Origin of the sequence: Streptomyces sp. NPDC046831, assembly GCF_040645305.1 — a bacterium.
In the GTDB taxonomy this organism is placed as follows: domain Bacteria; phylum Actinomycetota; class Actinomycetes; order Streptomycetales; family Streptomycetaceae; genus Streptomyces.
The window spans coordinates 77,785-99,847 of record NZ_JBEYXZ010000024.1 but is presented as its reverse complement, the minus strand read 5'-3'; the positions used below and the strand labels follow the sequence as shown (position 1 = coordinate 99,847).

Sequence of the window (22,063 nt, the reverse complement as noted above, 5' to 3'; positions counted from 1 at the left end):
TGCCGCCAAGCGTCCGGTCGTGTTTCGAGCGGGGGCTCGTCCGGTCTGCCGCTCAGCGTCCGGTCGTGTCCGGCACGGGGCCGCGGCGGTGCCGCTGAGCGTGCGGTCGTGTCCGGCACGGGGCCGCGGCGGTGCCGCTGAGCGTGCGGTCGTGTCCGGCACGGGGCCGCAGGGGTGCCGCTGAGCGTGCGGTCGTGTCCGGCACGGGGCCGCAGGGGTGCCGCTGAGCGTGCGGTCGTGTCCGGCACGGGGCCGCAGCGGTGCCGCTCAGCGTCTGGTCGTGTCCCCCACGGGGCCTCGGCGGCCAGCTGCTCGCCGCTCGGTGGCGTCTCGGCCGGCCGCTCGCCGCGCGGTCGCCGTCGTCCGCCGGTCCGCTCCGGGTGCCGCCTCGGCCGGCCGGCACTCCTCAGGCGGGATAGGCGTGGGTCTGGGTCGCCTTGACCGTCGCCCAGACCCGGGCGCCGGGGTGCAGGCCGAGCTCGGCGGCGGCCACGGCGGTGAGGTCGGCGGCGAGCCGCAGCTCGCCGGTGAGGTCGGCGCGGATCTGGTCGCCGTGGGTCTCCAGTCCGGCGACCTCGCAGGCCCACAGGTTGCGCGCGCTGGAACCGGTGGGCCGGTCCCGGTGCAGGGTGACTGCACCCGGTGGGAAGGCGACGAACACCGCCCCGGCGAGGTCCTCGGTGGTGGTGACGGCGGGACCGGCCTCCAGCCGGACGGTGTGCCCCTCGGCCCGCCCCCGGTAGAGGTTCAGCCCGACGAGCCGGGCGATGTAGTCCGTCCGGGGCCGGCGGGCGATGGCGGACGGGGTGCCCTCCTGGACGACGCGTCCGTGCTCGACGACGACCAGCCGGTCGGCCAGCACCATCGCGTCCAGCGGGTCGTGCGTGACCAGGACCGCGACCGCCTCGAACTCGGCCAGATGGCGGCGGAGCCGGGCCCGGACCTCCAGACGGGTGCGGGCGTCCAGGGCCGCGAGCGGCTCGTCGAGGAGCAGCAGCCGGGGGCCGGTGGCCAGGGCGCGCGCGAGGGCGACGCGCTGGGCCTGGCCGCCGGACAGCCGGCGCGGCCTGGCGTCCGCGTGGTCGGCGAGGCCCATGCGCTCCAGCCACGCGGCGGCCAGGGCGCGGGCCTCCCTCCTGCCGGCGCCGTGGCAGCGCGGCCCGAAGGCCACGTTGTCCAGGGCGGACAGGTGGGGGAAGAGCAGGTAGTCCTGGAAGACGACGCCGACCGGGCGCTCCTCGGGCGGGGTGCGGTCCAGCGCGACGCCGTCGAGGCGCAGGTGACCACCGGTCAGCGGCAGCAGGCCGGCGAGGGCGCGCAGGGCGGTGGTCTTGCCCGCGCCGTTCGGCCCGAGCAGCGCGACGACGTCGCCGGGTGCGGCGGTGAGGGCGACGTCCAGGCGGAAGGAGCCGCGGTCGACCACGAGCCGGGCGTCCAGGCCCTCGTCCCGGGCGCCTTCGGGGAGCACGCCGGTCGCCGTGCCGTCGATGTCGGTCATGAGGCGGATGTCCAGAGGTCGTGGGCCGGGGCCGTCGCGGGGCGCGGGGCGGGGCGGCGGCCGGGGGTCATGGCGCCGTGATCCAACGGTCCCGCAGTCCCGCCAGCACCGCGATCGACACGGCCAGCAGCACCAGGCTCAGCGCGATCGCCGCGGCCGGGTCGTTCTGCAGGGCCAGGTAGACGGCGAGCGGCATGGTCTGCGTACGGCCGGGGAAGTTGCCGGCGAAGGTGATCGTCGCGCCGAACTCGCCGAGCGCCCGCGCCCAGGCGAGCACGGCGCCCGCCGCGACGCCGGGCGCGACGAGCGGCAGGGTGACGCGGCGGAACGCGGTGAACCGGGAGGCGCCCAGCGTCGCGGCGGCCTCCTCGAAGCGGGGATCGGCGGCGCGCAGGGTGCCCTCGACGCTGATGACGAGGAACGGCATGGCCACGAATGCCTCCGCCACCACGACCCCGGCCGTGGTGAACGGCAGCGTGATCCCGAACCACTCGTCCAGCCAGTGCCCGGCGACGCCGTTGCGGCCGAGCGCGAGGAGCAGCGCCACGCCGCCCACCACCGGCGGCAGCACCAGCGGCAGGGTCACCAGTGCCCGTACGAGCCGGCGCCCGGGGAAGTCCGTGCGGGCCAGCAGCCAGGCCAGCGGCACCCCGAGCACCAGGCTCACGGCGGTGGCGGCGCTGGCGGTGACGAGGGACAGCCGCAGCGCCTGCCACACCTCCGGGCCGGTCAGCTGGGCCGGGAGGTCGCGCCAGGGAGTGCGCAGCAGCAGGGCGAGCAGCGGCAGCAGCAGGAAGGCGAGTCCCACGAGGGCGGGGACCAGCAGGGGCAGCGGGGCGCCGCGGGAAGCGGTGCGGACGCGGCGGCCGCGCCGCGGGCCACCCAGCGGGCCGGCCGCGGACCTGGTCCCGTCCTCTCCGGTCACGGCGCGAGGAACCCCGCCTCGGACAGGACCTTCAGGCCTCGCGGGGACCTCACCAGCTCGATGAACGCCTTGGCCGCCGCGGTGTGGGGCGCGTCCTTGAGCAGGGCGATCGGGTAGTCGTTGACGGCCGTGGCCGACTCGGGGAACTCCACGCCCTCCACCTTGTCACCGGCCGCCTTCACATCGGTCCGGTAGACGACGGCCGCGTCGGCCTCCTTCAGCTCCACCTTGGTCAGGGCACTCTTGACGTCCTGTTCGTAGGAGGCCGGTGTCAGGGTCAGTCCGGCGGTGTCCAGGGCCTCCCGGGCGGCGGCACCGCACGGGACCGTCCTGTCGCACAGCACCACCTTCAGACCGGACCGGGTGAGGTCCTTCAGGGAGGAGACCTTGTGCGGGTTGCCGGGCAGGGTGGCGATCTCCAGCTGGTTGCGGACGAAGGTGACCGGTGTGCCGGCCGCGTCCTCGCGGTCCGTCACGAGCGCCATCGTCCTGGTGCTGGCGGCGGCGAACACGTCGGCCGGCGCGCCGGCGGTGATGCTCGCGGCGAGCGTGTCGCTGCCGCCGAAACTGAAGGTGACCCTGGTGCCGGGATGCTGCCGTTCGAACTGCCGGCCGAGGGCGGTGAAGCTCTCCTTCAGCGAGGCGGCGGCGAAGACCGTGACCGTGCCGGACAGCTTCCGGGAGGACGGCGAGGAGCCGGACGCTTCGGGTGCCGACGAGCCTTGGGAGGAGCAGGCGCTCAGGGCCAGCAGTACGGCCGCTCCGGCGGCGGCCGTCCGTGCGATCCGGCGTGCGGGACGGGTCATCCGGGTCAGCTCCCTCGTGTCGGTGGCCGTGCGGCGATGATACTGCCGCAGATACGAGGGGGAAGCGTGATGCCGCATCGCAGGAGCGAGCCGGTCGCGCCGTCGGCCCGGGCACTTGCGATCGAGTGAGATGGGACTCCGCGGCCTTTCGTCCGACCCGGGCGCGGGGGATCCGGATGTCAGGTCCTAGGCACGGTCGATGTGCACGTTCGTCGACTTCACGCGGGCGGTCGCCTCCATGCCGACCTCCAGGCCGAGTTCCTCCACGGCCTCCCGGGTCAGCAGCGAGACCAGGCGGTGCGGACCGGCCTGGATCTCCACCTGAGCCGCGACGTCGCCGAGCTTGACGGCGGTCACGATGCCGGGGAAGGCGTTGCGGACCGAGGTGTGCGACGGGGCTTCCCCGTCGCCTCCGGTGCGGGCCAGTTCGACGGAGAACGCGGCGAGGTCGCGCCCGTCGATGAGCCGTCGTCCGGTGTCGTCGCGGTGGGTGGCGACCCGTCCGGCGTCGGCCCACCGTCGTGCGGTGTCCGGACTGACGCCGAGCAGCCGGGCCGCCTGGCCGATCGTGTAGGACTGCATGCCGGTCACGATAGGGCCCGGGTGTCGCGGACGCCGATCCGGAGGGGGCGGCCCTCGCCCGGCGCCTGCCCGGGCCGTCCGGCGGGAGCCGGGCGGCCGGGTCAGCCGACGTGCACGTGGGGACGCCTGGCGCGGTCCGGTTCGGCCTCGCGCAGCACCTCGCGGGTGACCGGGGCGATCTCGCCCTGGCCGAACAGGAAGAAGCGCAGGAAGTTGGCGAAGGGGTTGCCCTCCGTCCACTCGAAGTAGATGTGCGGGGTGCGGCCGGTCGTGTGCTGTACATGAAGGAGAAGGGCGGCCAGGGCGTTGGGGACGGAGGCGGACTCCATGGTCAGGACGCGATAGCGGCCGTGCAGGACCTCGCCGTGCACCGTCAGGCCGGCCTCGAACTCGGACGGGTCGGTGACCGTCACCTCGGCGAAGACGAAGTCCTCCGGGCCCGTCATGTCGTGGTCCTTGCGGATCTGCTCGATCTTGTCGCGGTACTCGTTCTTGTCCCGCTGGTCGGGTTCGTTGGCGATGAAGCGCAGTGTCCGGCTGGCCATGTCCCGGACGAACCGGTCCGCCAGCGGGTCCAGAGTCACGCTCGTGATGCGGAGCTCGAAGGCGCGGGCCAGCCGGGACAGCAGCGAGACAAGGATGATGCCCGCGATGAAGCACGCACCGATCTTCACGCCGTCCGGACGCTCGATGATGTTGGCGACGGTCGTGTAGACGAACACCGCCGAGATCACGGAGAAGGCGACCGTCCACTTGCGGTGGCCGGCCTTGCGGGCGGCGATGGTCACCGCGATCGCGGCGGAACTGATCAGCACGAGCACGCCGGTGGCGTACGCGCCGCCCTGGGCGTCGACGCTGGCGTCGAAGATCCAGGTGACCAGGAAGGCGATGACCGTGAAGACGAGCACCATCGGGCGGACCGCGCGCGCCCAGTCCGGGGCCATGCCGTAGCGGGGGAGGTAGCGCGGCATGAGGTTCAGCAGTCCGGCCATGGCGGAGGCGCCCGCGAACCACAGGATCGCGATGGTCGAGACGTCGTAGACCGTGCCGAAGGCGCTGCCCAGGTACTCGTGCGCGAGGTAGGCGAGCGCCCGACCGCTGGCCTGACCGCCGGGCTTGAACTCCTGCGCCGGGATCAGCAGCGTGGTGATGAGGCTGGTCGTGAGCAGGAAGCAGCTCATGATCAGGGCGGCCGTGGTGAGCAGTTTCTTGGTGTCGCGGATCCGGCCGGTGGGCCGCTCCTCGGTGTCGTCCGGGTCGCCCCGCACGTGCGGCATGACGGCGACGCCGGTCTCGAACCCGGACAGGCCGAGCGCGAGTTTGGGGAAGACCAGCAGGGCCACGCCGATCATCATGAGCACGTCGGCGTGCTGGGCGGTCAGGGCGGCGGTCCAGTCCGTCACCAGCCGGCCCTGGGTGAGCACGTGCCACAGCCCGGTGGCCACCACCACGGCGTTCAGTCCGAGGTAGACCGCGACCAGCGCGACGGCCACCCCGATCGCCTCCAGGAACCCCTTGAGGAAGACGGCGCCCAGCAGCGCCACCAGCAGCAGCGTGATCAGCATCTGGTGGCCCTGCAGCACGCTCGTCAGGTGCGGGTTCTGGATCAGGTGGGTGGAGGCGTCCGCGGCCGACAGGGTGATGGTGATGAGGAAGTCGGTGGCGGCGAAGCCCAGCAGGGTCAGCACGAACAGCTTGCCCTGCCAGAAGGACAGCAGCCGCTCCAGCATGGCGATCGAGCCCTGGCCGTGCGGGCTCTCCTCGGCCACCCGGCGGTACACCGGCAGCGCCCCCGCGAGCGTGACCAGGACCAGCACCAGGGTCGCGATCGGGGACAGCAGCCCGGCCGCCAGGGCCGCGATGCCCGGCTGGTAGCCCAGGGTGGAGAAGTAGTCGACACCTGTCAGGCACATGACCCGCCACCACCGCTGTCCCCGTTCGGGCTGCGGCTCGGCGTACGGACCCTGCTGCGCGCCCTTGCTCATGTCGGACAGACCCTCCAGCAGCCAGGCGCGCAGGCGGCTGGGGAGGTGTGCGGTGGCGGCCATCGGACTGCTTCCGGTGGAGTGCTCCGCGTGCGGTACGGACACTCACGCGGACGGTCACACCAGCGTAGGCGGAGCGTGACGTCCGGGCTCGCGGAGGCGAGTCCGACGGCGTGGATCCCGGGTCCGTCCGACGACGTGGACCGCGTCCGAACGAGCGCCGGCGAGAACTCAGGCGGCCGTGGTCACCCGGTGCGTGTCCAGCGGGCGGTGCGGCGCGATGATGCTGCCGTCCGGCAGGAGCTCACCGGTGTCCTCGAAGAGCAGTACCCCGTTGCACAGCAGGCTCCACCCCTGCTCCGGGTGGTGGGCCACGAGCCGGGCGGACTCCCGGTCGGCGGAGGTGGCGGAGGGGCACGGCGGCTGGTGCTGGCACATGGGTCGGATCTCTCGCTGTGTCGGCTGGTGCTGAATGGGCGTTTTGTCTGTACTGCGGTGGGATGCATTCTCCATGACCGCTCCCCGTGGTGATGAGTCGGCGTGGGCCAGTCTTCCCTCACGGCGGTGCGCTCCGCAGGGATTTCGCGGCACCACTTCTCACTGGTTGGAGACGTGTGGCCCGCAGAGATGGTTCAGCTCGACTCCCCTGTCCCTTCGGGTGGTTCGCGATGGCCGGAACGGGCTAGTCCACACGGGCCCCGGCTTCCGCGGCCCGTCGGAGCGGCGCACCGCCCGTCCGCGCGTGCTTCCGGCGGGCGGTTCCGCCGAACGGCTGACCTGCGCGCACGCGTCGTACCCCGTTCCCGGGCGATCCGGGAACGGGGTACGCGGGGATCCGGGGTGTCCTCAGGCGGCGGGCGACCCCATGAGCCGCACGCGCGTCACCCGGCGGGTGAGGACCGGGAGGAGTTCCTCGACCCGGTGCGGCCGGTGGGAGGCGATGCCGGGCGGGGCCGGCGCCAGCGGGACGAGCAGGTCGGCCGGGGCCGGGCCGCCGGTGGCGCCGTCCGCCGTCACGTCGCCGTGCAGCCACAGGGTGAGCATGTAGAGGCCCGGCACCGACAGCAGGCGGGGCTGGTGGGGCTGGGCGGTGGTCTCGGCCTGGCGCAGGGCGCGCTCGGTGGAGGTGACGTAGGGGCCCTCGAAGAAGTGCGAGAACGCCCAGCCGTCCGGGGTCAGCATGGTCTCGGCGGCGGCCACGGCGCGGTCGTCGCAGCGGATCAGGAAGCGCCAGCCGGCCAGCCGGGTGGCCCAGCCGCCGGTCGCGGTGATGTGGTCCAGGACGTGGACCGGCAGCGGGAGCTCGGGCGTGACGGGACCCTGGGCCGCGCGCAGGGCCGGTGTGCGGGCCTCGCGGACCGCGGTGGGGGAACCGAGGGCCGTGAGGACCGAACGCAGCGCGGGTGCGGGCGCCGGGGGGAGGTGAAGCGGCATGGTGGGTCGCCTCTCATTCGACAGGCACGATGGCGCGAGGGCGGGGCGTGGGCGGACGGCGCTGTCAGCTCTCCGGGCAGGAGAGGGTGGGGCCGGGGCCGGTGTACGGGGGGTGCAGGAGTGCGGCCTGCCACATGTGACCCGGACGGCAGGACCCCAGGCCGTGGGCGCCAACCTTCTGCCTTCGGACGAGCTTATACGACAGATGTTCACAGGATGTTTCCGCTAGCGGCACCCGGCCCGAACAACAAGAGGCTATTCGGTCGATAATATGTGAGGAAAATCCAGGTTTCCCGTGAGCGGTGCCGCCATGACCTCGGATGGTCCCCTTTCGGGGGTCGGCCTGTTCTCGTCGGCGTTTTTCACCAGTTCCCCGGGGCACTCGCAACTGCGTTGTGCTCCATGCCGCGTGAATGTGCCTCCGGTCTTCCGGGACCAGGGTAGCGGGCGCGGGGCGGGCGCGGGACGTTATCGATCGCGTTCGCGGGGCATCATGACACCTGACCGGGACCCCGGCGGCCGTGATCTCGGCCCGCCCATCCGAGGAAGGACACAGCGATGGGGGAAAAGGTCGTGGCGGGCCAGTTCGACCTGTCCGATCGCCACCGCTACCGTGACAAGCTCCGGCGGTGCCTGACGGGGCTGGAGCGGCTTCTGGAGGAGAAGCGGTTCGACCGCCCCCAGAACCTCATGGGGCTGGAGATCGAATTGAATCTCGTCGGCTCCGACGGCATGCCCAAAATGCTGAATGCACAAGTGCTGGAACGCATCGCCAGCCGCGACTTCCAAACGGAACTCGCGATGTTCAACCTGGAAGTCAACATCGCCCCGCACCGCCTGGGCGGGCGGGTATTCGACCGGCTCACCGAGGAGCTGACGACTTCCCTGGCATATGCGCACCGGAAAGCGGGCGAGGTCGACTCCGGAATAGCGATGATCGGCATTCTGCCGACCCTGGACCGGGACGACCTCGTGTCGTCCAACCTCTCCGACGTCGACCGCTACACCCTGCTCAACGATCAGATCGTCGCGGCCCGGGGCGAGGAGTTCGCCCTCGACATCGACGGCGTGGAGCACCTCAGGTGCACCTCCAAGTCGATCGCGCCCGAGGCCGCCTGCACCTCCGTGCAACTGCACCTGCAGGTGACCCCGAACCGCTTCGCGGACGTGTGGAACGCGGCGCAGGTCGCCTCCGCGGCGCAGATCGCCGTGGGCGCCAACTCGCCGTTCCTGTTCGGCCGTGAGCTCTGGCGCGAGTCCAGGCCGCCGCTGTTCCAGCAGGCCACCGACACCCGCCCGCCCGAACTGCAGGCGCAGGGCGTGCGGCCGCGCACCTGGTTCGGCGAGCGATGGATCTCCTCGGCGTACGACCTCTTCGAGGAGAACCTGCGTTATTTCCCGGCCCTGCTGCCGATCTGCGACGACGAGGACCCCCTGGCGGTCCTGGACCGGGGCGGCGTCCCGAAACTCGCCGAGCTGGTGCTGCACAACGGCACCGTGTACCGCTGGAACCGGCCGGTCTACGACGTGGCCGACGGCGTCCCGCACCTGCGCGTGGAGAACCGCGTGCTGCCCGCCGGGCCCACCGTCACCGACGTGATCGCCAACGCGGCCTTCTACTACGGTCTCGTCCGCGCCCTCGCCGAGGAGCCGCGGCCCGTGTGGACCCGGCTGCCCTTCGAGGCGGCGGCCGCCAACTTCGAGGCCGCGTGCAAGCACGGCATCGACGCCCGCTTCACCTGGCCCCGGCGCGGCCGGTACGCCGGCACGGTCGAGGTCGACGCCGTGAGCCTCGTCCGCGACGAGCTGCTGCCGCTGGCCGAGTCCGGCCTGCGGGCGTGGGGCATCGAACCGGCCGACCGGGACCTGTACCTGGGCGTGATCGAGGAGCGGTGCCGCAACCGGGCCAACGGCGCGACCTGGCAGGTCGCCACCTTCCACGAGGCCCTCGACAAGGGGCTCGACCGCGACGCCGCGCTGGCCGCCACCACCCGGCGCTACTGCGAGCTGATGCACCTCGGTGAACCGGTGCACGCCTGGCCGGTGGGCCTGCCGCAGCCGGTACCGCTGGGCTGAGGCCGCCGCACCCGCCGCGCCCTGGGCGCGGCGGGGCGGCGACCTGCCGCTGGGCCGAGAGGCCGGCCGGGTGGTGGCGTTGCGGTGGGCCGAGGGCGTCGTCCGGGCGCTGCCCCTCCTGCTCAGTAGGGGGCGGGCGGCGGCGCGCCGCTGGGCTCAGGCGCCCTCGGGCCGGGAGGCTGCTGCCGGGCCGCCGGTGCCGGCTGCCGCCCGCTGTCGTCGTGCCGCCGGGCCGGTTCGGGCGGCGTGTGCCGACCCGGCCCGTCGCGCAAGGTGGGGCCGCCGGTGACCGCCGCCGGAGGATCGGGCAAGCTGTGACGTCCGACGACGGGCGATGCTCCCCCCGCCGTGCTCGCCTCCCTGTGCGGTGGTCCGGGCGGGGCGGGGCGCTCCACGCCCGTACGGTGTCCGTCCCCGACGGCCTGTCGCGCGGGACGCTCGCAGCGCCGGGAGCCCGGCCGGGCCGGACGGGGCGGGACGACCCGACTGGAGGCAGGCGTGCAGGCGGAGACAGTGCCAGTGGCCGGAGACGGTCCTCAGGAGCGGCCGTCGCGACGGATCCTCCGCGACGAGACACTGCTCGTACTGGCCCTCTCGCTCGGTGCGAGCGGGGTCTCCGCCCTGATCAGCTTCATCGGCTCCCTCACCAGGCCGGGAGGTCTGAAGGACCAGGCGGCCACCCTCAACGCCTCCGCCGCGCCGGGCCGGCCGTGGCTGGACCTCGCCTGGCAGCTGTTCGGGATCGCCTCCGCGCTGGTGCCCGTGGCCCTGGTCGCGCACTTCCTGCTGCGCGAGGGGCGGAGTCTGCGCACCCTGGGCTTCGACCGGACCCGGCCCTGGCCGGACCTCGGCCGCGGGGCCGTGGTCGCGGCGGTGATCGGCAGTAGCGGCATCGTGTTCTACCTGGCCGCCCGGGCCGTCGGCTTCAATCTCACCGTGGTGCCGGAGGCGCTGCCGGACGTGTGGTGGAAGTTCCCGGTGCTCGTCCTGTCCGCGCTGCAGAACGCGATCCTCGAAGAGGTGATCGTGGTGGGCTACCTGCTGCGCCGGCTCGGCGGTCTGGGCTGGACACCGGGGACCGCGCTGGCGGCCAGCGCCGTGCTGCGGGGCTCCTACCACCTCTACCAGGGCGTCGGGGGCTTCGTCGGCAACATGGTGATGGGCGTGGTCTTCGTCTGGCTGTACCGCCGGTGGGGCCGGGTGGGCCCGCTGGTGGTCGCCCACTCCCTGCTCGACATCGGGGCCTTCGTGGGCTACGCGCTGCTGGCCGGCAGGGTGGGCTGGCTGCCGACGGCGTGAACCGCGGGAGGGGGCGTGGGCACATCGGCCCACGCCCCCTCGTCACGGCGTGACGTGTCCGAGCGCTACGCGAGCAGTTTCCCGTCGATGACGGTGACCGCGCGGCCGGTGAGCAGGGTGCGGTCGCCGCGCAGCCCGGTGCGGACGAGACCGGAGCGCGGGGAGGCCTGGAGACCGGTCAGGTCGGGGCGGCCCAGGCGCTCGGCCCAGTAGGGGGCCAGGGCGGTGTGCGCGCTGCCGGTGACCGGGTCCTCGTCGATGCCGACGTTCGGGAAGAAGCACCGGGAGACGAAGTCGTAGCCGGCGGCGGGGTCCTCGGCGCGGGCGGTGGCGATGATGCCGCGCGCGGAGAAGGCGCCGAGGGCCTTGTGGTCCGGGTCGAGCCCGCGGACCGTGCGCTCGTCGGCGAGCTCCAGCACCAGGTCTCCCACGTTCGGGCCGGTGTCGAAGGCGCCCGCCGGCTCGGCGCCGAGGGCCTTGGCGACCCCGTCGGGGACCTCCACCGGGGTCAGCGGGGCGGTCGGGAAGTCCAGGGTGATCGAGCCGTCCTCGCCGGGCGTCGCGATGAGCACGCCGCTGCGGGTGGCGAACCGGACCGGGCCCTCGTGGGCGCCGGTGGTGCTGATCACGTGGGCGGTGGCGAGTGTGGCGTGACCGCACATGGCCACCTCGGTGGCGGGGGTGAACCAGCGCAGCGCCCAGTCGGCGTCCCCGCCCTCGGGCAGCCGGTGCGCGAACGCCGTCTCGGCGTGATTGACCTCCAGGGCCACGTGTTGGAGCCAGTCGTCCTCGGGAAAGGCGTCGAGGAGCAGCACCCCTGCCGGGTTGCCGCCGAAGGGACGGTCGGTGAAGGCGTCGACGATTCGGATCCGCATGGTCCGACGCTAAGGGGTGCGCGGAGCGGCCGGCCACGGCCAATTCACGGGCCCTGGCCTCGGCGCGGGGGAGGCGGGGCGGGCCGGCTGCAAGGGTCTGGCATCCGCGAGGGCCGGATGCTGAACGGTGCGTGCTGCTGCTCCCGCCTTCCGCGAGGGGGTTGTCGCACCGTGCACACCGATATATCGTCGAAGCATCGCGAGCGATCGACGAGGGAAGGAGCGATGGTCATGCGCACCCATGGATTCGAGCGCGGACACCGGCAGGACGGCCCCTTCGGGCGGGGTCGTGCGGGTTTCGATGGGCGGCGGGCCGCGTTCGGCCCCTTCGGCCCCGGTGGACCGGGCTTCGGCCCTGGCGGCCCGGGGTTCGGCCCGGGGTTCGGTCCGGGGCCCTGGGGCGGACGGGGACGTGGCGGACCGCGCGGGAGGGCTCGGCGGGGCGACGTGCGGGCGTCGATCCTGGCCCTCCTGAAGGACCGTCCCATGCACGGCTACGAGATGATCCAGGAGATCGCCGAGCGCAGCGGCGGCGCGTGGAAGCCGAGCCCGGGCTCCGTGTACCCGACCCTCCAGCTGCTGGAGGACGAAGGCCTGATCGTCAGTGAGTCGGAGGGCGGCAAGAAGCTCTTCTCGCTCACCGAGCCGGGCCGCGCGGCGGTCGACGAGGGGCCGGACGCCCCCTGGGAGGAGGCCTCCCGCGGGATCGACTGGGAGGCCCTCGGCGAGATCCGCCAGGCCGGCTTCGGCCTGATGGAGGCCTTCGGCCAGGTGTGGAAGACGGGCAGCAAGGAGCAGCGCGAGAAGGCGCTGGGCGTCGTCAACGAGGCCCGCAAGAAGCTGTACCGGATCCTCGCCGACGAGGACTGACGGACACCCCGGCGGTGGCCGGGACCAGCTCCAGGACAGGCGCCCCGCGGAGTGCTTCGCGGGGCGCCTGCGCCGGTACCGACTGGATCCGGCTCAGACGGCGGTGCCCTGCCAGTGAACCCGGTCGGGGGGAAACGGTGCCCCGATTCCGGCTGATCTCCTCCCCAAGGAGGAGACCGAGCCCCGGGATGTCCACTCCCCGTGGGACGGCGAAATGCTTCCCGCCGTGGATGACCGGGACCCGTCGTGGCTGATGGGGTAGGCGGGGTGCACTCCCCGAATCCCCGGCAGCCGGCTCGAGAGCAGGACACCCGCCGCCCGGACGACGCCACCGGGCTCAGCACGCAGCTCGTGGCGGCGGTCGCCGGTGCCCGCAGGAGGGCGGTCCGGGACGGGGACCGGCAGATCGACACGGCACACCTGCTTCACACCCTCCTGGAGGCCGACCCCGAGGTGCGCGCCCTCTTCGACGGCGGCCCGCGGATCGCGCGGCTGCTCGGCTATCTCGTGCAGCGCAGCATCGGTTACGGCCTGCGCTGGCAGAGCGCCGTCGAGGACTCCGCCGCCGTCCCCGTCGTGACAGAGGCCGACGGCTGGTCGCCCGCGGCCGCGGCCGCCCTGGAGCGGGCCCGCGAGCGTGCCGCCCGGCGCGGCGAGGACGTGGCGCACGGCGTCGATCTCCTGGCGGCCCTCGTCGCGGACCCGCAGGCGCGCGCCGTCGAGGTGCTCGCCCGCGCCGGAATCGACGCACGCGACCTGGCCGCGCGGGTCGAGGAGCAGGGCGCGGCCGCTTCGGCGGAGCACTGAGGGGGCGCAGGGGCGCCCGGCCGCGCCCGTCGTCGCGGGGCGCGGCCTTCCGGTGGGGTGAGAGCACCTGCCGATCGACGGCGGGGCCCATGGGACGGACGTCGTGTCGCGTGCGGTCGCCGTCCAGCCGGTGAGACAGGTGCCATCGGGCGTGACGGTCATGTCATCGCCTGTCATCATGTGCCGGTGCGTACGTCAGAGAGCAGTCAGAGCCGCCACGGCAACGGCGCGGGGCTCGGCCTCGCGCTCGTTTCCGCGGTCGCCTTCGGCGGATCCGGTGTGGCCGCCAAACCGTTGATCGAGGCGGGCCTCGATCCGCTGCACGTCGTGTGGCTCCGGGTGACCGGCGCCGCCCTGCTGATGCTGCCTCTGGCCGTGCGCCACCGGGCGCTGCTGCGCCGTCGCCCCGCCCTGCTCGCCGGGTTCGGGCTGCTCGCCGTCGCCGGCGTGCAGGCCTGCTACTTCGCCGCCATATCCCGGATCCCGGTCGGGGTCGCGCTGCTCATCGAGTACCTGGCTCCCGCCCTGGTGCTCGGCTGGGTGCGGTTCGTCCAGCAGCGGCCGGTGACGAGGGCCGCCGCGCTCGGCGTGGTCCTCGCCGCGGGCGGACTCGCCTGTGTCGTCGAAGTCTGGTCGGGCCTGGGCTTCGACGCCCTCGGGCTGCTGCTCGCCCTCGCCGCCGCCTGCTGCCAGGTCGGCTACTTCATCCTCTCCGACCAGGGCGGCGACGCCGGCGACGCGGCCCCGGACCCGCTCGGCGTCATCGCGTACGGGCTGCTCGGCGGCTCCGTGGTGCTGACGCTCGTCGCCCGCCCCTGGAACATGGGCTGGACGGTGCTGACGGGCACCGCCCGCGTGAACGGCACCCCGGTCCCGGCCGTCGCGCTGCTGGCCTGGATCGTGTTGGTCGCCACGGTCCTCGCGTACGTCACCGGGGTGCTCTCGGTGCGCCGGCTCTCGCCGCAGGTGGCGGGTGTGGTGGCCTGCCTGGAGGCGGTGATCGCGACCGTGCTGGCGTGGGTGCTGCTCGGCGAGCACCTCACGGCGCCGCAGGTCGCCGGCGGTGCGGTGGTCCTGGTGGGCGCGTTCATCGCCCAGTCCTCGGCGCCCGCGCACGGATCGGCCGAGCCGGCGGCGAGCGGCGGCGGGGAACGGCAGTTGTCGGCCCGCGGAACGGCGGCCTAGTGTGCTGATCATGCATCTGGACGCACTCGTTCTTCCGCCTCCGGCCGCCTGAGGCGGGCCTCCCCGTGACCGAGCCCGGTAGCCACCGGGCCGGACGGTGCTGCCCGCAGAAGAAGTCCGCCGACCTCCCTCGCTCGGGATTCCCCCCGGCGCACGGGGTCGTCATCCGAACTTCAGCCTCGCGGAGAACAAGTCGTGTCCCAAGCTTCCTCTGGCCTGCCCGTCGGGCGTGGCCTGCTCTACCTGATCGTCGCCGGTGCCGCCTGGGGCACCGCGGGTGCGGCCGCCTCACTGGTCTACCGGACCAGTGACATGGGTCCGGTCGCCCTGTCCTTCTGGCGCTGCGCGGCCGGGTCCGTACTCCTGCTCGCCGTCCGCTTCCTGCGGCCGCGGCGGCGCGGCGCGGCGCCCGTGCCGTTCGGCCGCCGCATGTGGCGGGCCGGTGCCACCGGCCTCGGCCTCGCCGTCTTCCAGACGGCCTACTTCGCCGCCGTCTCGGCCACCGGGCTCGCCGTGGCGACCATCGTCACCCTCGGCGCCGGACCCGTGTTCATCGCGCTCGGCGCCCGCCTCGCACTCGGCGAGCGGCTCGGCCGGGCCGGGGCGGCCGCCGTCGCCGGGGCGCTCGGCGGGCTCGGCGTGCTCGTACTCGGCGGTGGTGGCGCGACCGTCCACCCGTGGGGCGTGCTGCTCGCGCTGGCCTCGGCGGCCGGCTACTCGCTGATGACGCTGCTCACCCGGTGGTGGGGCCGCGACGGCGGCTCGGACAACTCCGGCACGACGGTGGGCGCGTTCCTGGTCACCAGCGTGTGCCTGCTGCCGTTCGCGCTGGTGGAGGGACTGGTGCCGCACACGGCCGAGCCCGGCCGGCTGGCCTGGCTGATCCTCTACATCGCGACGGTCCCCACGGCCCTCGCCTACGCCCTCTACTTCGCCGGCGCGGCGGTCGTACGGTCGGCCACCGTCTCGGTGGTCATGCTGCTGGAGCCGGTCAGCGCGGCGGTGCTCGCCGTCGCCCTGCTCGGCGAGAGGCTGACGGCGGCGACACTCGCCGGCACGGCACTGATGCTGGGCTCGGTCGCCGGCCTCGCCGTGGCGGAGACCCGCGGAGCGCGGGCCGGGACGCCGGAGGAGGAGCCGGTACTCGTGTGACGCCGGTTCCCGTCGGGGCCGTGACGAGGCGCCCTGTGTGAACGGGGCTGCCGCTCGGGCGGAGCTCCTCCGCCCGAGCGATCCCGCGCGCCGCGCCGGCGGAGCCGGCCGCCGTCGGTTCGTGCGCGAGACCGCACCGTGGGAGTGCGCCCGGCCGGCGCCGGGCCGCGCGGGCCGCGGAGTGCCGCCGTGTCGCGCTGCGCTGGCCGGGCCGGTCACGCCCCGCTGCCACCCGCGGCTGCCGGTGCTGCTTCCCGCCGTCCCGGCCCTCCCGTCCGGGGCGGTCGGGCGGCGGGCTGGTGTCACAGGGCCGCCAGGTACTCCGGCAGTGCGGTGCCCGGCGTGAGGGCGGCGTCGGCGAGCGGAGCGCCGTACCGCCGGCTGACCGGGATCACGCCGGCCCAGTGGGGGAGGGCGAGGTCCTCGGGCTCGTCGCTCACTCCTCCGGTGCGGACCTTCGCGGACACCTCCTCGAGGTCGAGGCGGATCACGGCCGTCGCGGCCAGCTCCTTGGTGTTGGCGGGTCGGGAGTCGGCCGACCGGCCCGGCACCACGTGGTCGACGAGCGCGTTGAGAGCCGTCCGCCGCTCCTCGGGGTCGGTGACCTGGTGCGCGATCCCGTGCACCACCACGGAGCGGTAGTTGATCGAGTGATGGAAGGCGGACCGGGCCAGCACCAGGCCGTCGACGTGGGTGACCGTCAGGCAGACCGCGAGGCCCGGGCCGGCCTGACCGGTCATCCGCAGCGGGCGGGACCCCGTCGAACCGTGCACGTACAGCCGCTCGCCGACCCGGCCGTACAGCGTGGGCAGCACCACCGGGGCACCGTCGCGCACGAAGCCGAGGTGGCAGACGTAGCCCTCGTCGAGTATCGCGTGCACCAGTTCCCTGTCGTACGACGCCCGTTGCGCCGAGCGCGTGGGAACGGTGCGGTCGGTCGGGGTGTAGGCGGTGGGTTCCGACGCCGGCGGCAGGGTCCCCTGCATTGCGACCTCCATTGCACTAGTGCATAATATGTTTTGTGCTAGGAGGATATCGGATCGAGGGCCGGCGCGCAGCGGACATCGCGGCGAGCGTCGAGCGCGCGGTGGGTTCCGGTGGGCTGGAGCCGGGCCAACTGCTGCCGCCCATGCGGGAGTTGGCGGTCGAACTCGGCGTCAATCCCAACACCGTCGCGGCCGCGTACCGGGTCCTGCGCGACCGGGGGGTCATCGAGACCGCCGGCCGGCGCGGCAGCCGAGTGCGGCCCGCGCCCGCCACGACCGGGCGGGACCACATCCGGGTGGACGTGCCCGAGGGCGTGCGGGACGTGTCGAACGGCAACCCGGACCCTGCCCTGCTGCCGCCCCTGGCCCCGGCGTTCGCGGCGGCGGCCGCACAGGGCGACCGGGAGCCCGTGCTCTACGGGGACGTCGCCGTCGAACCCGAACTGGAACGCGTCGCACGGGACCGGCTGGACGCCGAGGGCGTGCCCGGCGGACCGCTCGCCGTGCTGTCCGGAGCGCTGGACGGCGTCGAACGCGTCCTCGCCGCCAACCTCAAGCCCGGGGACACGGTCGCCGTCGAGGACCCCGGGTGGGGGAGTGTGCTCGACCTCGTGCCCGCGCTCGGGCTGCGCACGGCCCCGGTGGGCGTCGACGACGAGGGGCCGCTGCCCGACGACGTGCGGCGCGCCCTGGAGGGCGGCGCCCGGGCCCTGATCGTGACGGCTCGGGCCCAGAACCCGACCGGCGCCGCGGTGAGCGCGCCGCGCGCGCGGACGCTGCGGGCCGTGCTCCGGAAGCATCCGGACGTCCTGCTGATCGAGGACGACCACGGCCACGGAATCGTCGACCTGCCCCTCCACCCCCTCGCCGGGGCGACCCGGCACTGGGCGCTGGTGCGGTCGGTCGCCAAGGCCTACGGCCCCGATCTGCGTCTCGCGGTGCTCACCGGGGACGGGGTCACGGTCGACCGGGTCCGCGGCCGGCAGCGGCTCGGCCCCGGCTGGGTGAGCCGGCTCGTGCAGCGGGCCGTGGTGCGGCTGTGGGAGGACGGCGGCCTCGACACACGCGCCGTGGCGGCGGCGTACGGGGCGCGGCGCGACCTGCTGATCGGCGCGCTGGCCCAGCGCGGGGTCGTCGCCCACGGGCGCAGCGGGATGAACGTGTGGGTACCGGTGCCGGACGAGACCGGGGTGGTGGCCCGGCTGCTGCACGCCGGCTGGGCCGTCGCCCCCGGAGCCCGCTTCCGGATGAGCGCGCCCCCCGGCATCCGCATCACGGTTTCGGATCTCGGCGAGGAGGAGACCGGCCGCCTGGCCGACGCGGTGGCCGCGGCCCTGGTGCCGGCGCCGGCCCGGAGCTACGTCTAGCCGCCGGACGCCGGACGCCGGACCCCTGAGGGTGGGGCCGTGCGGGTGGGGCCGTGCGGGTGGGGCCGGAGGAGCCGGTTTCGGATCGGGTCCGGGGCGCCTGGACCGTACGGACACGGCCGGGAGCGCGTCGGATGGGAGCCGCGTCCGGGCCACCAGGCGGTCTGGACGCCCGTGACGCGCGCCGGCGCGGGCGGGGGCGCGTCGAGCCGCACATCGACGTCGGTGTGGGGCTGCGGCCCGGCTGAACCGGTCGGAGGCGCCAAAGCCCGCGGCCACGCCAGCCGGTCGGCAGGCCCGGCAACGTGCCCCGGTGGCGAGGGACAGGAGGGGGCGGCTCGACCCTCCGTGCTTCGCCCGTTCACATGCCGGCCTGGCCGCGGGCCGACCCGCACGGGCCCGCAGCCGGGCAGCCGGGCGTGGCCTGCGCCCCGCTCGGCCGGGTGCGCTTGGACGGCGCTTCCGCCGGGGCGCCGACGGCCCGGCTCGGCCTCCGCCCGTTACGCCGTGGCCGCGGGCTCGGAGCGGGCCGGCCGGGTGTCGTCGTCCGCCGGGAGGACGGGCGCCGGTGCGGCCGCCGCATCGACGGCGGCCGTGCCGGGCGCCGTCCCGTCCGCAGGCGCCGTTCCCGCTGCCGTGTTTCCGCCCTCGGTCCCGCCCGTCTCGGCGCGGCGCTTCGGACGGGCCTGCGTCAGGGCCGCGCCGGCCAGGACGATCACCGCGCCGACCGGAGTCGACCAGGTCAGGTCCTCGTCGAGGAGGGCCACGCCCGCGGCCGTGGCGATGACCGGCACGAAGTACGTGACCATCTGGGCCGTCGTCGGGCCGACCTCGGCGACCAGGCCGTACTGGACGAGCATCGCCAGTCCCGTGCCGAGGGCGCCCAGCGCCGCTATCGCCAGCAGGGGCAGGGCGGACAGCCGGCCGGGGAGGTCGGTGAACACCGGCGTGACCACCGCCAGCTGGAGCGTGGCCAGCAGCAGCTGACCGCCGGTCAGGGACAGGTGCGACTCGGAGGAGCCCGCCAGGGTGCGGCGGACGTAGATCCAGCCGACGGGGTAGCTCAGCGACGCCAGCAGGGCCATCGCCGTGCCGGTGGCGTCGAGCCCGCGGAAGCCCTGCCAGGCGCCCAGCACCGTGAGCACCCCGAGGAAGCCGAGCCCGAGGCCCGCCACCCGCACCCGGGTCGGGCGGTCCTCCGAGAGGGCGACGAGCGACAGGCCCATGCCCCACAGCGGCGACGTCGCGTTGCAGATGCCGGCGAGCGTCGACGGGATCGTCAGCTCCGAGTACGCGAAGAGCGAGAACGGCAGCGCGTTGAGGAAGAAGCCCGCGACCGCCAGATGGGCCCACGTCCGCACACCGCGCGGCAGGCGCTCCCGCTTCACCGCCATGACCGCCGCGAGCACCGCCGTGCCGAACACCAGCCTGCCGAGCGTGACCTGGAACGGCGCGTAGCTCTGCGTGCCGACCTTGATGAACAGGAAGCTGAAGCCCCAGATCAGGGACAGGAAGGCGAAGCGGACCCGCCAGTGCGTCTGGCGGCGGCCGGGTCCGGCGGGTGGGACGGGGGCCGGCTGGGAGGAGGCGGTCACGGTGCTCATGGTGCCCACCATGCAGCCGAACGACCTCTTAGCACAATCGAGAATTCGCCCCCGGTGTTGCGTAGCATCGCTTACATGTTGAACCTGGAGCGCCTGCGCACCCTGGACGCCCTCGCCCGTCACGGCTCGGTGAGCGGCGCGGCCGAGGGTCTGCACGTCACGACGTCGGCCGTCTCGCAGCAGATGACGAAGCTGGAGCGGGAGGTGGGCCAGCAGCTCCTCACCCGGAACGGCCGGGGGGTGCGGCTCACCGACGCGGGCCGGCTGCTCGCCGAGCACGCGGCGCGCATCCTGTCGCAGGTGGAGCTCGCCCAGTCCGACCTGGAGGCGCAGCGCGGTCAGGTGGTCGGCGAACTGCGGCTGGGCGCGTTCCCCACGGCCGCGCGCGGTCTCTTCCCCGCCGCGCTGGCGGAGCTGCGCGCGCGCCACCCCGGTCTGCGGGTCACCAGCGCCGAGACGGAACCGGTGACGGCGGTGCGCTCCGTGCTGCGCGGCGACGTGGATCTGGCGGTCGTCCTCGACTGGTACAACAAGCCGCTGCCCGTGCCCGACGGGCTTGTCCGGGCGCCCCTTCTCGACGACGCCGCCGACGTGGCCCTGTCCGCCGCACATCCGCTCGCGGGCCGTACCGAGGTCGACCTGGAGGACTTCGCGGACGACGACTGGATCACGTGGCGTGAGGACGAGTTCTGCCACGAGTGGCTGCTGGACACACTGCGGTCCAAAGGAGTGGAGCCGCGGATCGCACACCGTGCCGAGGAGCACGCGACGCAGCTGGCACTGGTGGCCGCGGGCCACGGGGTGTGCGTGGCACCGCGCCTCGGGCGCGGGCCGCTGCCCGCCGGGGTGCGGACCGTCGCCGTGCGACAGGCGGTCCGGCGGCACGTCTACGCCGTGTGGCGGGCCGACGCCGACCGCCGGCCCTCGATCCGCGCCGCGGTCGACGCCCTGCGGTCGGCCGGGGAGACGGTCTCCTGACGACCGCCCCACGACCGCCGGACGGCCGCCCACGACCGGCCTGCGGACGACGCGGTGGCCGTTCCCGGGAACGACCCGGTGGCCGTCCCCGGAACGACCCGGTGGCCGGGCAGGGCAGCGGGCGGAGACGAGGGCCAGGTGGCCGCGCCCCGGGCGGAGAACCAGGGCCGGCTGCCGGGCGACAACCGGCCGGCCGTCCGCACGGCGAAGGAGCCGCCGCTGAGCGCAGGAGCCGGGGGAGCCGCCGTTCGGTGCACGAACAACGGTCTCCGCTCGGCCGGGACTGGCCGACCATGGCGGATCCCGGGACTGCCTGGTCACCGCGGATCCCGGGACTGGCCGGTCACCGCGCATCCCGGGACTGCCCGGTCCGCCGCGTGCACGGCTGCAGTCGCCGGCCCACGGCCGGCAAGGACGAGGGCGGCCGGTCGCCATCAAGCAGCCGGCCGCCCGCCCGCTAGCCCAGCTTGCGGAAGTCCCAGGACACGGTCTTCTCCGGCGTCAGCCTCACCCACGCGTGCCGGCCGTCGTGCGGCATCTCCTCCAGGTCGAAGTACTTGCGGGCGAACAGCGTCTCGGGCACGTCGAGTTCGGCCCGCAGCTCGCCGGTCCGCGGGACCTCGCCCACGAACTCCGCCCTGCCGGACAGTTCGACGCCGCGCAGCTGGTCGTACTCCTCGCCCGTGTCGACCACGATCGCGACCCGGGGATCGCGGCGCAGCTCGGCCCAGCGCCTGCTGCGCACCACGGAGTACAGCCACAGCGAGACGCCGTCCCAGGCGAACCACAGGGCGCTCACGTGCGGAGCGCCGTCGGGCGACACGGTGGCGACCCGGCAGGTGCGCTGCGCGGTGAGGAACTCGTCCAGTTCGCCCGGCGTCATCATGATCTTCCGGCCCCGGCGCTGAGTCGCGGTCATGCGGCCCCCTCTTCCCTCGAGTCATGTCCGGGCAGCCATCCTCCGGCATGGCGGCGGGCCGCGTCGGCCGGCCGTGCCCTGCCCGCTCCGGCCGGCGTCGTCCGCTCCGGCTGCCGCGGCGCGTCGGCGCCCCGCTCGCCCGTCCGGCATCGGGGGGCGGGACGCCCGCGCCGGTCAGGCCAGCGTGATCTGGTCCCCCGAGACGGTGATGTTCTTCGCGGGCAGCGGCTGCGTCGCCGGGCCCTTCTTGACGCTGCCGTCGGTGGCGGAGAACTCGCTGTTGTGGCACGGGCAGCTGATCACGCCGTCCGCGATCCTGCTCACCGCGCAGCCCTGATGGGTGCACCGGGACGAGAACGCCTTGAACTCGCCCTTCGCCGGCTGGGTGACGACCACGCCCTGATCGCCGAAGACCTTGCCGCCGCCCTCGGGGATGTCGGCCGTCCTGGCCAGCACCGCGCCGGCGCCACCGGCCGCGCCACCGCCGCCGCCCGAACCGCCGTTGCCCGCCTGGCCGTTGTCCTGGGCGTTCGAGGACTCGGACGCCTTGTCGTCCGATCCGCACGCGGCCAGCGCGACGGCGAGCCCCGCCGCGCCCGCCGCCGCCACGACGGTACGGCGGGCCGGTCCCTCCAGGGCCTGAAACGATTCGCTGGTCATGCTGACATTCCCTTCCGCGAGCTTCCTCGATCCGCACTGGGGTACGGCCGCCGGG

The 22,063-nt window shown here is 74.2% G+C and carries 20 protein-coding genes; 8 read left to right on the top strand and 12 right to left on the bottom strand.

Annotation, left to right across the window (positions count from 1 at the left end; all coding sequences use genetic code 11):
- Nucleotides 1–406: 406 nt before the first annotated feature.
- The 7 genes from ABZ920_RS20885 to ABZ920_RS20855 all read right to left on the bottom strand — a co-directional run bounded on the left by ABZ920_RS20885 (nucleotide 407) and on the right by ABZ920_RS20855 (nucleotide 7,230).
- Nucleotides 407–1,498, bottom strand: coding sequence for an ABC transporter ATP-binding protein (locus ABZ920_RS20885; protein ID WP_361506872.1), 1,092 nt, complete (start codon nucleotides 1,496–1,498; stop codon nucleotides 407–409).
- 67 nt (nucleotides 1,499–1,565) lie between these two features.
- Entirely contained in the window at nucleotides 1,566–2,384 is an 819-nt protein-coding gene (locus ABZ920_RS20880) for an ABC transporter permease (protein ID WP_361506913.1), read from the bottom strand.
- Between the two features lie 35 nt (nucleotides 2,385–2,419).
- Nucleotides 2,420–3,229: a molybdate ABC transporter substrate-binding protein gene (modA, locus tag ABZ920_RS20875; protein ID WP_361506869.1), complete on the bottom strand. Its 810-nt coding sequence runs from the start codon at nucleotides 3,227–3,229 to the stop codon at nucleotides 2,420–2,422.
- 186 nt (nucleotides 3,230–3,415) lie between these two features.
- Nucleotides 3,416–3,811, bottom strand: coding sequence for a helix-turn-helix transcriptional regulator (locus tag ABZ920_RS20870; RefSeq protein ID WP_361506866.1), 396 nt, complete (start codon nucleotides 3,809–3,811; stop codon nucleotides 3,416–3,418).
- Nucleotides 3,812–3,912: 101 nt separating this feature from the next.
- On the bottom strand, nucleotides 3,913–5,859 hold the full coding sequence (locus tag ABZ920_RS20865; RefSeq protein ID WP_361506863.1) for an amino acid transporter: 1,947 nt from the start codon (nucleotides 5,857–5,859) through the stop codon (nucleotides 3,913–3,915).
- A 168-nt stretch (nucleotides 5,860–6,027) separates the two neighbouring features.
- Nucleotides 6,028–6,234 (bottom strand): DUF5999 family protein, encoded by a 207-nt coding sequence (locus tag ABZ920_RS20860; RefSeq protein ID WP_361506861.1) that lies wholly within the window; start codon nucleotides 6,232–6,234, stop codon nucleotides 6,028–6,030.
- 408 nt (nucleotides 6,235–6,642) lie between these two features.
- On the bottom strand, nucleotides 6,643–7,230 hold the full coding sequence (locus tag ABZ920_RS20855) for a hypothetical protein (RefSeq protein WP_361506858.1): 588 nt from the start codon (nucleotides 7,228–7,230) through the stop codon (nucleotides 6,643–6,645).
- A 558-nt stretch (nucleotides 7,231–7,788) separates the two neighbouring features.
- Here ABZ920_RS20855 and ABZ920_RS20850 point away from each other — a divergent pair.
- Both ABZ920_RS20850 and ABZ920_RS20845 read left to right on the top strand, forming a co-directional pair.
- The gene (locus ABZ920_RS20850) at nucleotides 7,789–9,306 is read left to right on the top strand and encodes a glutamate--cysteine ligase (RefSeq protein ID WP_361506855.1); all 1,518 of its coding nucleotides are present in this window, start codon (nucleotides 7,789–7,791) and stop codon (nucleotides 9,304–9,306) included.
- Between the two features lie 498 nt (nucleotides 9,307–9,804).
- Nucleotides 9,805–10,605 carry a type II CAAX endopeptidase family protein gene (locus tag ABZ920_RS20845; RefSeq protein WP_361506852.1) on the top strand — a complete coding sequence of 267 codons (801 nt, stop codon included), beginning with the start codon at nucleotides 9,805–9,807 and terminating at the stop codon, nucleotides 10,603–10,605.
- A gap of 65 nt (nucleotides 10,606–10,670) precedes the next feature.
- Here ABZ920_RS20845 and ABZ920_RS20840 read toward each other — a convergent pair whose 3' ends face one another.
- Entirely contained in the window at nucleotides 10,671–11,480 is an 810-nt protein-coding gene (locus ABZ920_RS20840) for a PhzF family phenazine biosynthesis protein (protein ID WP_361506849.1), read from the bottom strand.
- Between the two features lie 231 nt (nucleotides 11,481–11,711).
- Between ABZ920_RS20840 and ABZ920_RS20835 the strand changes: the two genes are divergently transcribed.
- From ABZ920_RS20835 to ABZ920_RS20820, 4 genes are all read left to right on the top strand, one after another.
- Nucleotides 11,712–12,350, top strand: coding sequence for a PadR family transcriptional regulator (locus tag ABZ920_RS20835; protein ID WP_361506846.1), 639 nt, complete (start codon nucleotides 11,712–11,714; stop codon nucleotides 12,348–12,350).
- Nucleotides 12,351–12,596: 246 nt separating this feature from the next.
- Complete coding sequence (locus tag ABZ920_RS20830) at nucleotides 12,597–13,157, top strand: Clp protease N-terminal domain-containing protein (protein WP_361506843.1); 561 nt, start codon at nucleotides 12,597–12,599, stop codon at nucleotides 13,155–13,157.
- Nucleotides 13,158–13,337: 180 nt separating this feature from the next.
- The gene (locus tag ABZ920_RS20825) at nucleotides 13,338–14,342 is read left to right on the top strand and encodes an EamA family transporter (protein ID WP_361506840.1); all 1,005 of its coding nucleotides are present in this window, start codon (nucleotides 13,338–13,340) and stop codon (nucleotides 14,340–14,342) included.
- A 195-nt stretch (nucleotides 14,343–14,537) separates the two neighbouring features.
- The gene (locus ABZ920_RS20820) at nucleotides 14,538–15,494 is read left to right on the top strand and encodes an EamA family transporter (protein ID WP_361506837.1); all 957 of its coding nucleotides are present in this window, start codon (nucleotides 14,538–14,540) and stop codon (nucleotides 15,492–15,494) included.
- A 302-nt stretch (nucleotides 15,495–15,796) separates the two neighbouring features.
- Here ABZ920_RS20820 and ABZ920_RS20815 read toward each other — a convergent pair whose 3' ends face one another.
- Nucleotides 15,797–16,480 (bottom strand): pyridoxamine 5'-phosphate oxidase family protein, encoded by a 684-nt coding sequence (locus tag ABZ920_RS20815; RefSeq protein WP_361506834.1) that lies wholly within the window; start codon nucleotides 16,478–16,480, stop codon nucleotides 15,797–15,799.
- Nucleotides 16,481–16,515: 35 nt separating this feature from the next.
- On the opposite strand from ABZ920_RS20815, the gene ABZ920_RS20810 reads away from it, so the two are divergent.
- A complete protein-coding gene (locus ABZ920_RS20810) occupies nucleotides 16,516–17,847 on the top strand; it encodes an aminotransferase class I/II-fold pyridoxal phosphate-dependent enzyme (RefSeq protein ID WP_361506831.1) in 1,332 nt (443 codons plus the stop codon).
- 500 nt (nucleotides 17,848–18,347) lie between these two features.
- On the opposite strand, the gene ABZ920_RS20805 is transcribed toward ABZ920_RS20810, so the two are convergent.
- A complete protein-coding gene (locus ABZ920_RS20805; protein ID WP_361506828.1) occupies nucleotides 18,348–19,451 on the bottom strand; it encodes a DMT family transporter in 1,104 nt (367 codons plus the stop codon).
- A gap of 75 nt (nucleotides 19,452–19,526) precedes the next feature.
- On the opposite strand from ABZ920_RS20805, the gene ABZ920_RS20800 reads away from it, so the two are divergent.
- The gene (locus ABZ920_RS20800; RefSeq protein ID WP_361506825.1) at nucleotides 19,527–20,429 is read left to right on the top strand and encodes a LysR substrate-binding domain-containing protein; all 903 of its coding nucleotides are present in this window, start codon (nucleotides 19,527–19,529) and stop codon (nucleotides 20,427–20,429) included.
- 457 nt (nucleotides 20,430–20,886) lie between these two features.
- Here ABZ920_RS20800 and ABZ920_RS20795 read toward each other — a convergent pair whose 3' ends face one another.
- Both ABZ920_RS20795 and ABZ920_RS20790 read right to left on the bottom strand, forming a co-directional pair.
- Complete coding sequence (locus tag ABZ920_RS20795) at nucleotides 20,887–21,348, bottom strand: pyridoxamine 5'-phosphate oxidase family protein (RefSeq protein ID WP_361506823.1); 462 nt, start codon at nucleotides 21,346–21,348, stop codon at nucleotides 20,887–20,889.
- Nucleotides 21,349–21,522: 174 nt separating this feature from the next.
- Nucleotides 21,523–22,008: a Rieske (2Fe-2S) protein gene (locus tag ABZ920_RS20790; protein WP_361506820.1), complete on the bottom strand. Its 486-nt coding sequence runs from the start codon at nucleotides 22,006–22,008 to the stop codon at nucleotides 21,523–21,525.
- Between the last annotated feature and the right edge of the window lie 55 nt (nucleotides 22,009–22,063).

Excerpts from the sequence above, each read along its gene's own strand:
- ABZ920_RS20885 (WP_361506872.1), bottom strand. The coding sequence starts at position 1,498 with ATGACCGACATCGACGGCACGGCGACCGGCGTGCTCCCCGAAGGCGCC.
- modA (WP_361506869.1), bottom strand. The coding sequence starts at position 3,229 with ATGACCCGTCCCGCACGCCGGATCGCACGGACGGCCGCCGCCGGAGCG.
- ABZ920_RS20870 (WP_361506866.1), bottom strand. The coding sequence starts at position 3,811 with ATGCAGTCCTACACGATCGGCCAGGCGGCCCGGCTGCTCGGCGTCAGT.
- ABZ920_RS20865 (WP_361506863.1), bottom strand. The coding sequence starts at position 5,859 with ATGGCCGCCACCGCACACCTCCCCAGCCGCCTGCGCGCCTGGCTGCTG.
- ABZ920_RS20860 (WP_361506861.1), bottom strand. The coding sequence starts at position 6,234 with ATGTGCCAGCACCAGCCGCCGTGCCCCTCCGCCACCTCCGCCGACCGG.
- ABZ920_RS20855 (WP_361506858.1), bottom strand. The coding sequence starts at position 7,230 with ATGCCGCTTCACCTCCCCCCGGCGCCCGCACCCGCGCTGCGTTCGGTC.
- ABZ920_RS20850 (WP_361506855.1), top strand. The coding sequence starts at position 7,789 with ATGGGGGAAAAGGTCGTGGCGGGCCAGTTCGACCTGTCCGATCGCCAC.
- ABZ920_RS20840 (WP_361506849.1), bottom strand. The coding sequence starts at position 11,480 with ATGCGGATCCGAATCGTCGACGCCTTCACCGACCGTCCCTTCGGCGGC.
- ABZ920_RS20835 (WP_361506846.1), top strand. The coding sequence starts at position 11,712 with ATGCGCACCCATGGATTCGAGCGCGGACACCGGCAGGACGGCCCCTTC.
- ABZ920_RS20815 (WP_361506834.1), bottom strand. The coding sequence starts at position 16,480 with ATGCAGGGGACCCTGCCGCCGGCGTCGGAACCCACCGCCTACACCCCG.
- ABZ920_RS20805 (WP_361506828.1), bottom strand. The coding sequence starts at position 19,451 with ATGAGCACCGTGACCGCCTCCTCCCAGCCGGCCCCCGTCCCACCCGCC.
- ABZ920_RS20800 (WP_361506825.1), top strand. The coding sequence starts at position 19,527 with ATGTTGAACCTGGAGCGCCTGCGCACCCTGGACGCCCTCGCCCGTCAC.
- ABZ920_RS20795 (WP_361506823.1), bottom strand. The coding sequence starts at position 21,348 with ATGACCGCGACTCAGCGCCGGGGCCGGAAGATCATGATGACGCCGGGC.
- ABZ920_RS20790 (WP_361506820.1), bottom strand. The coding sequence starts at position 22,008 with ATGACCAGCGAATCGTTTCAGGCCCTGGAGGGACCGGCCCGCCGTACC.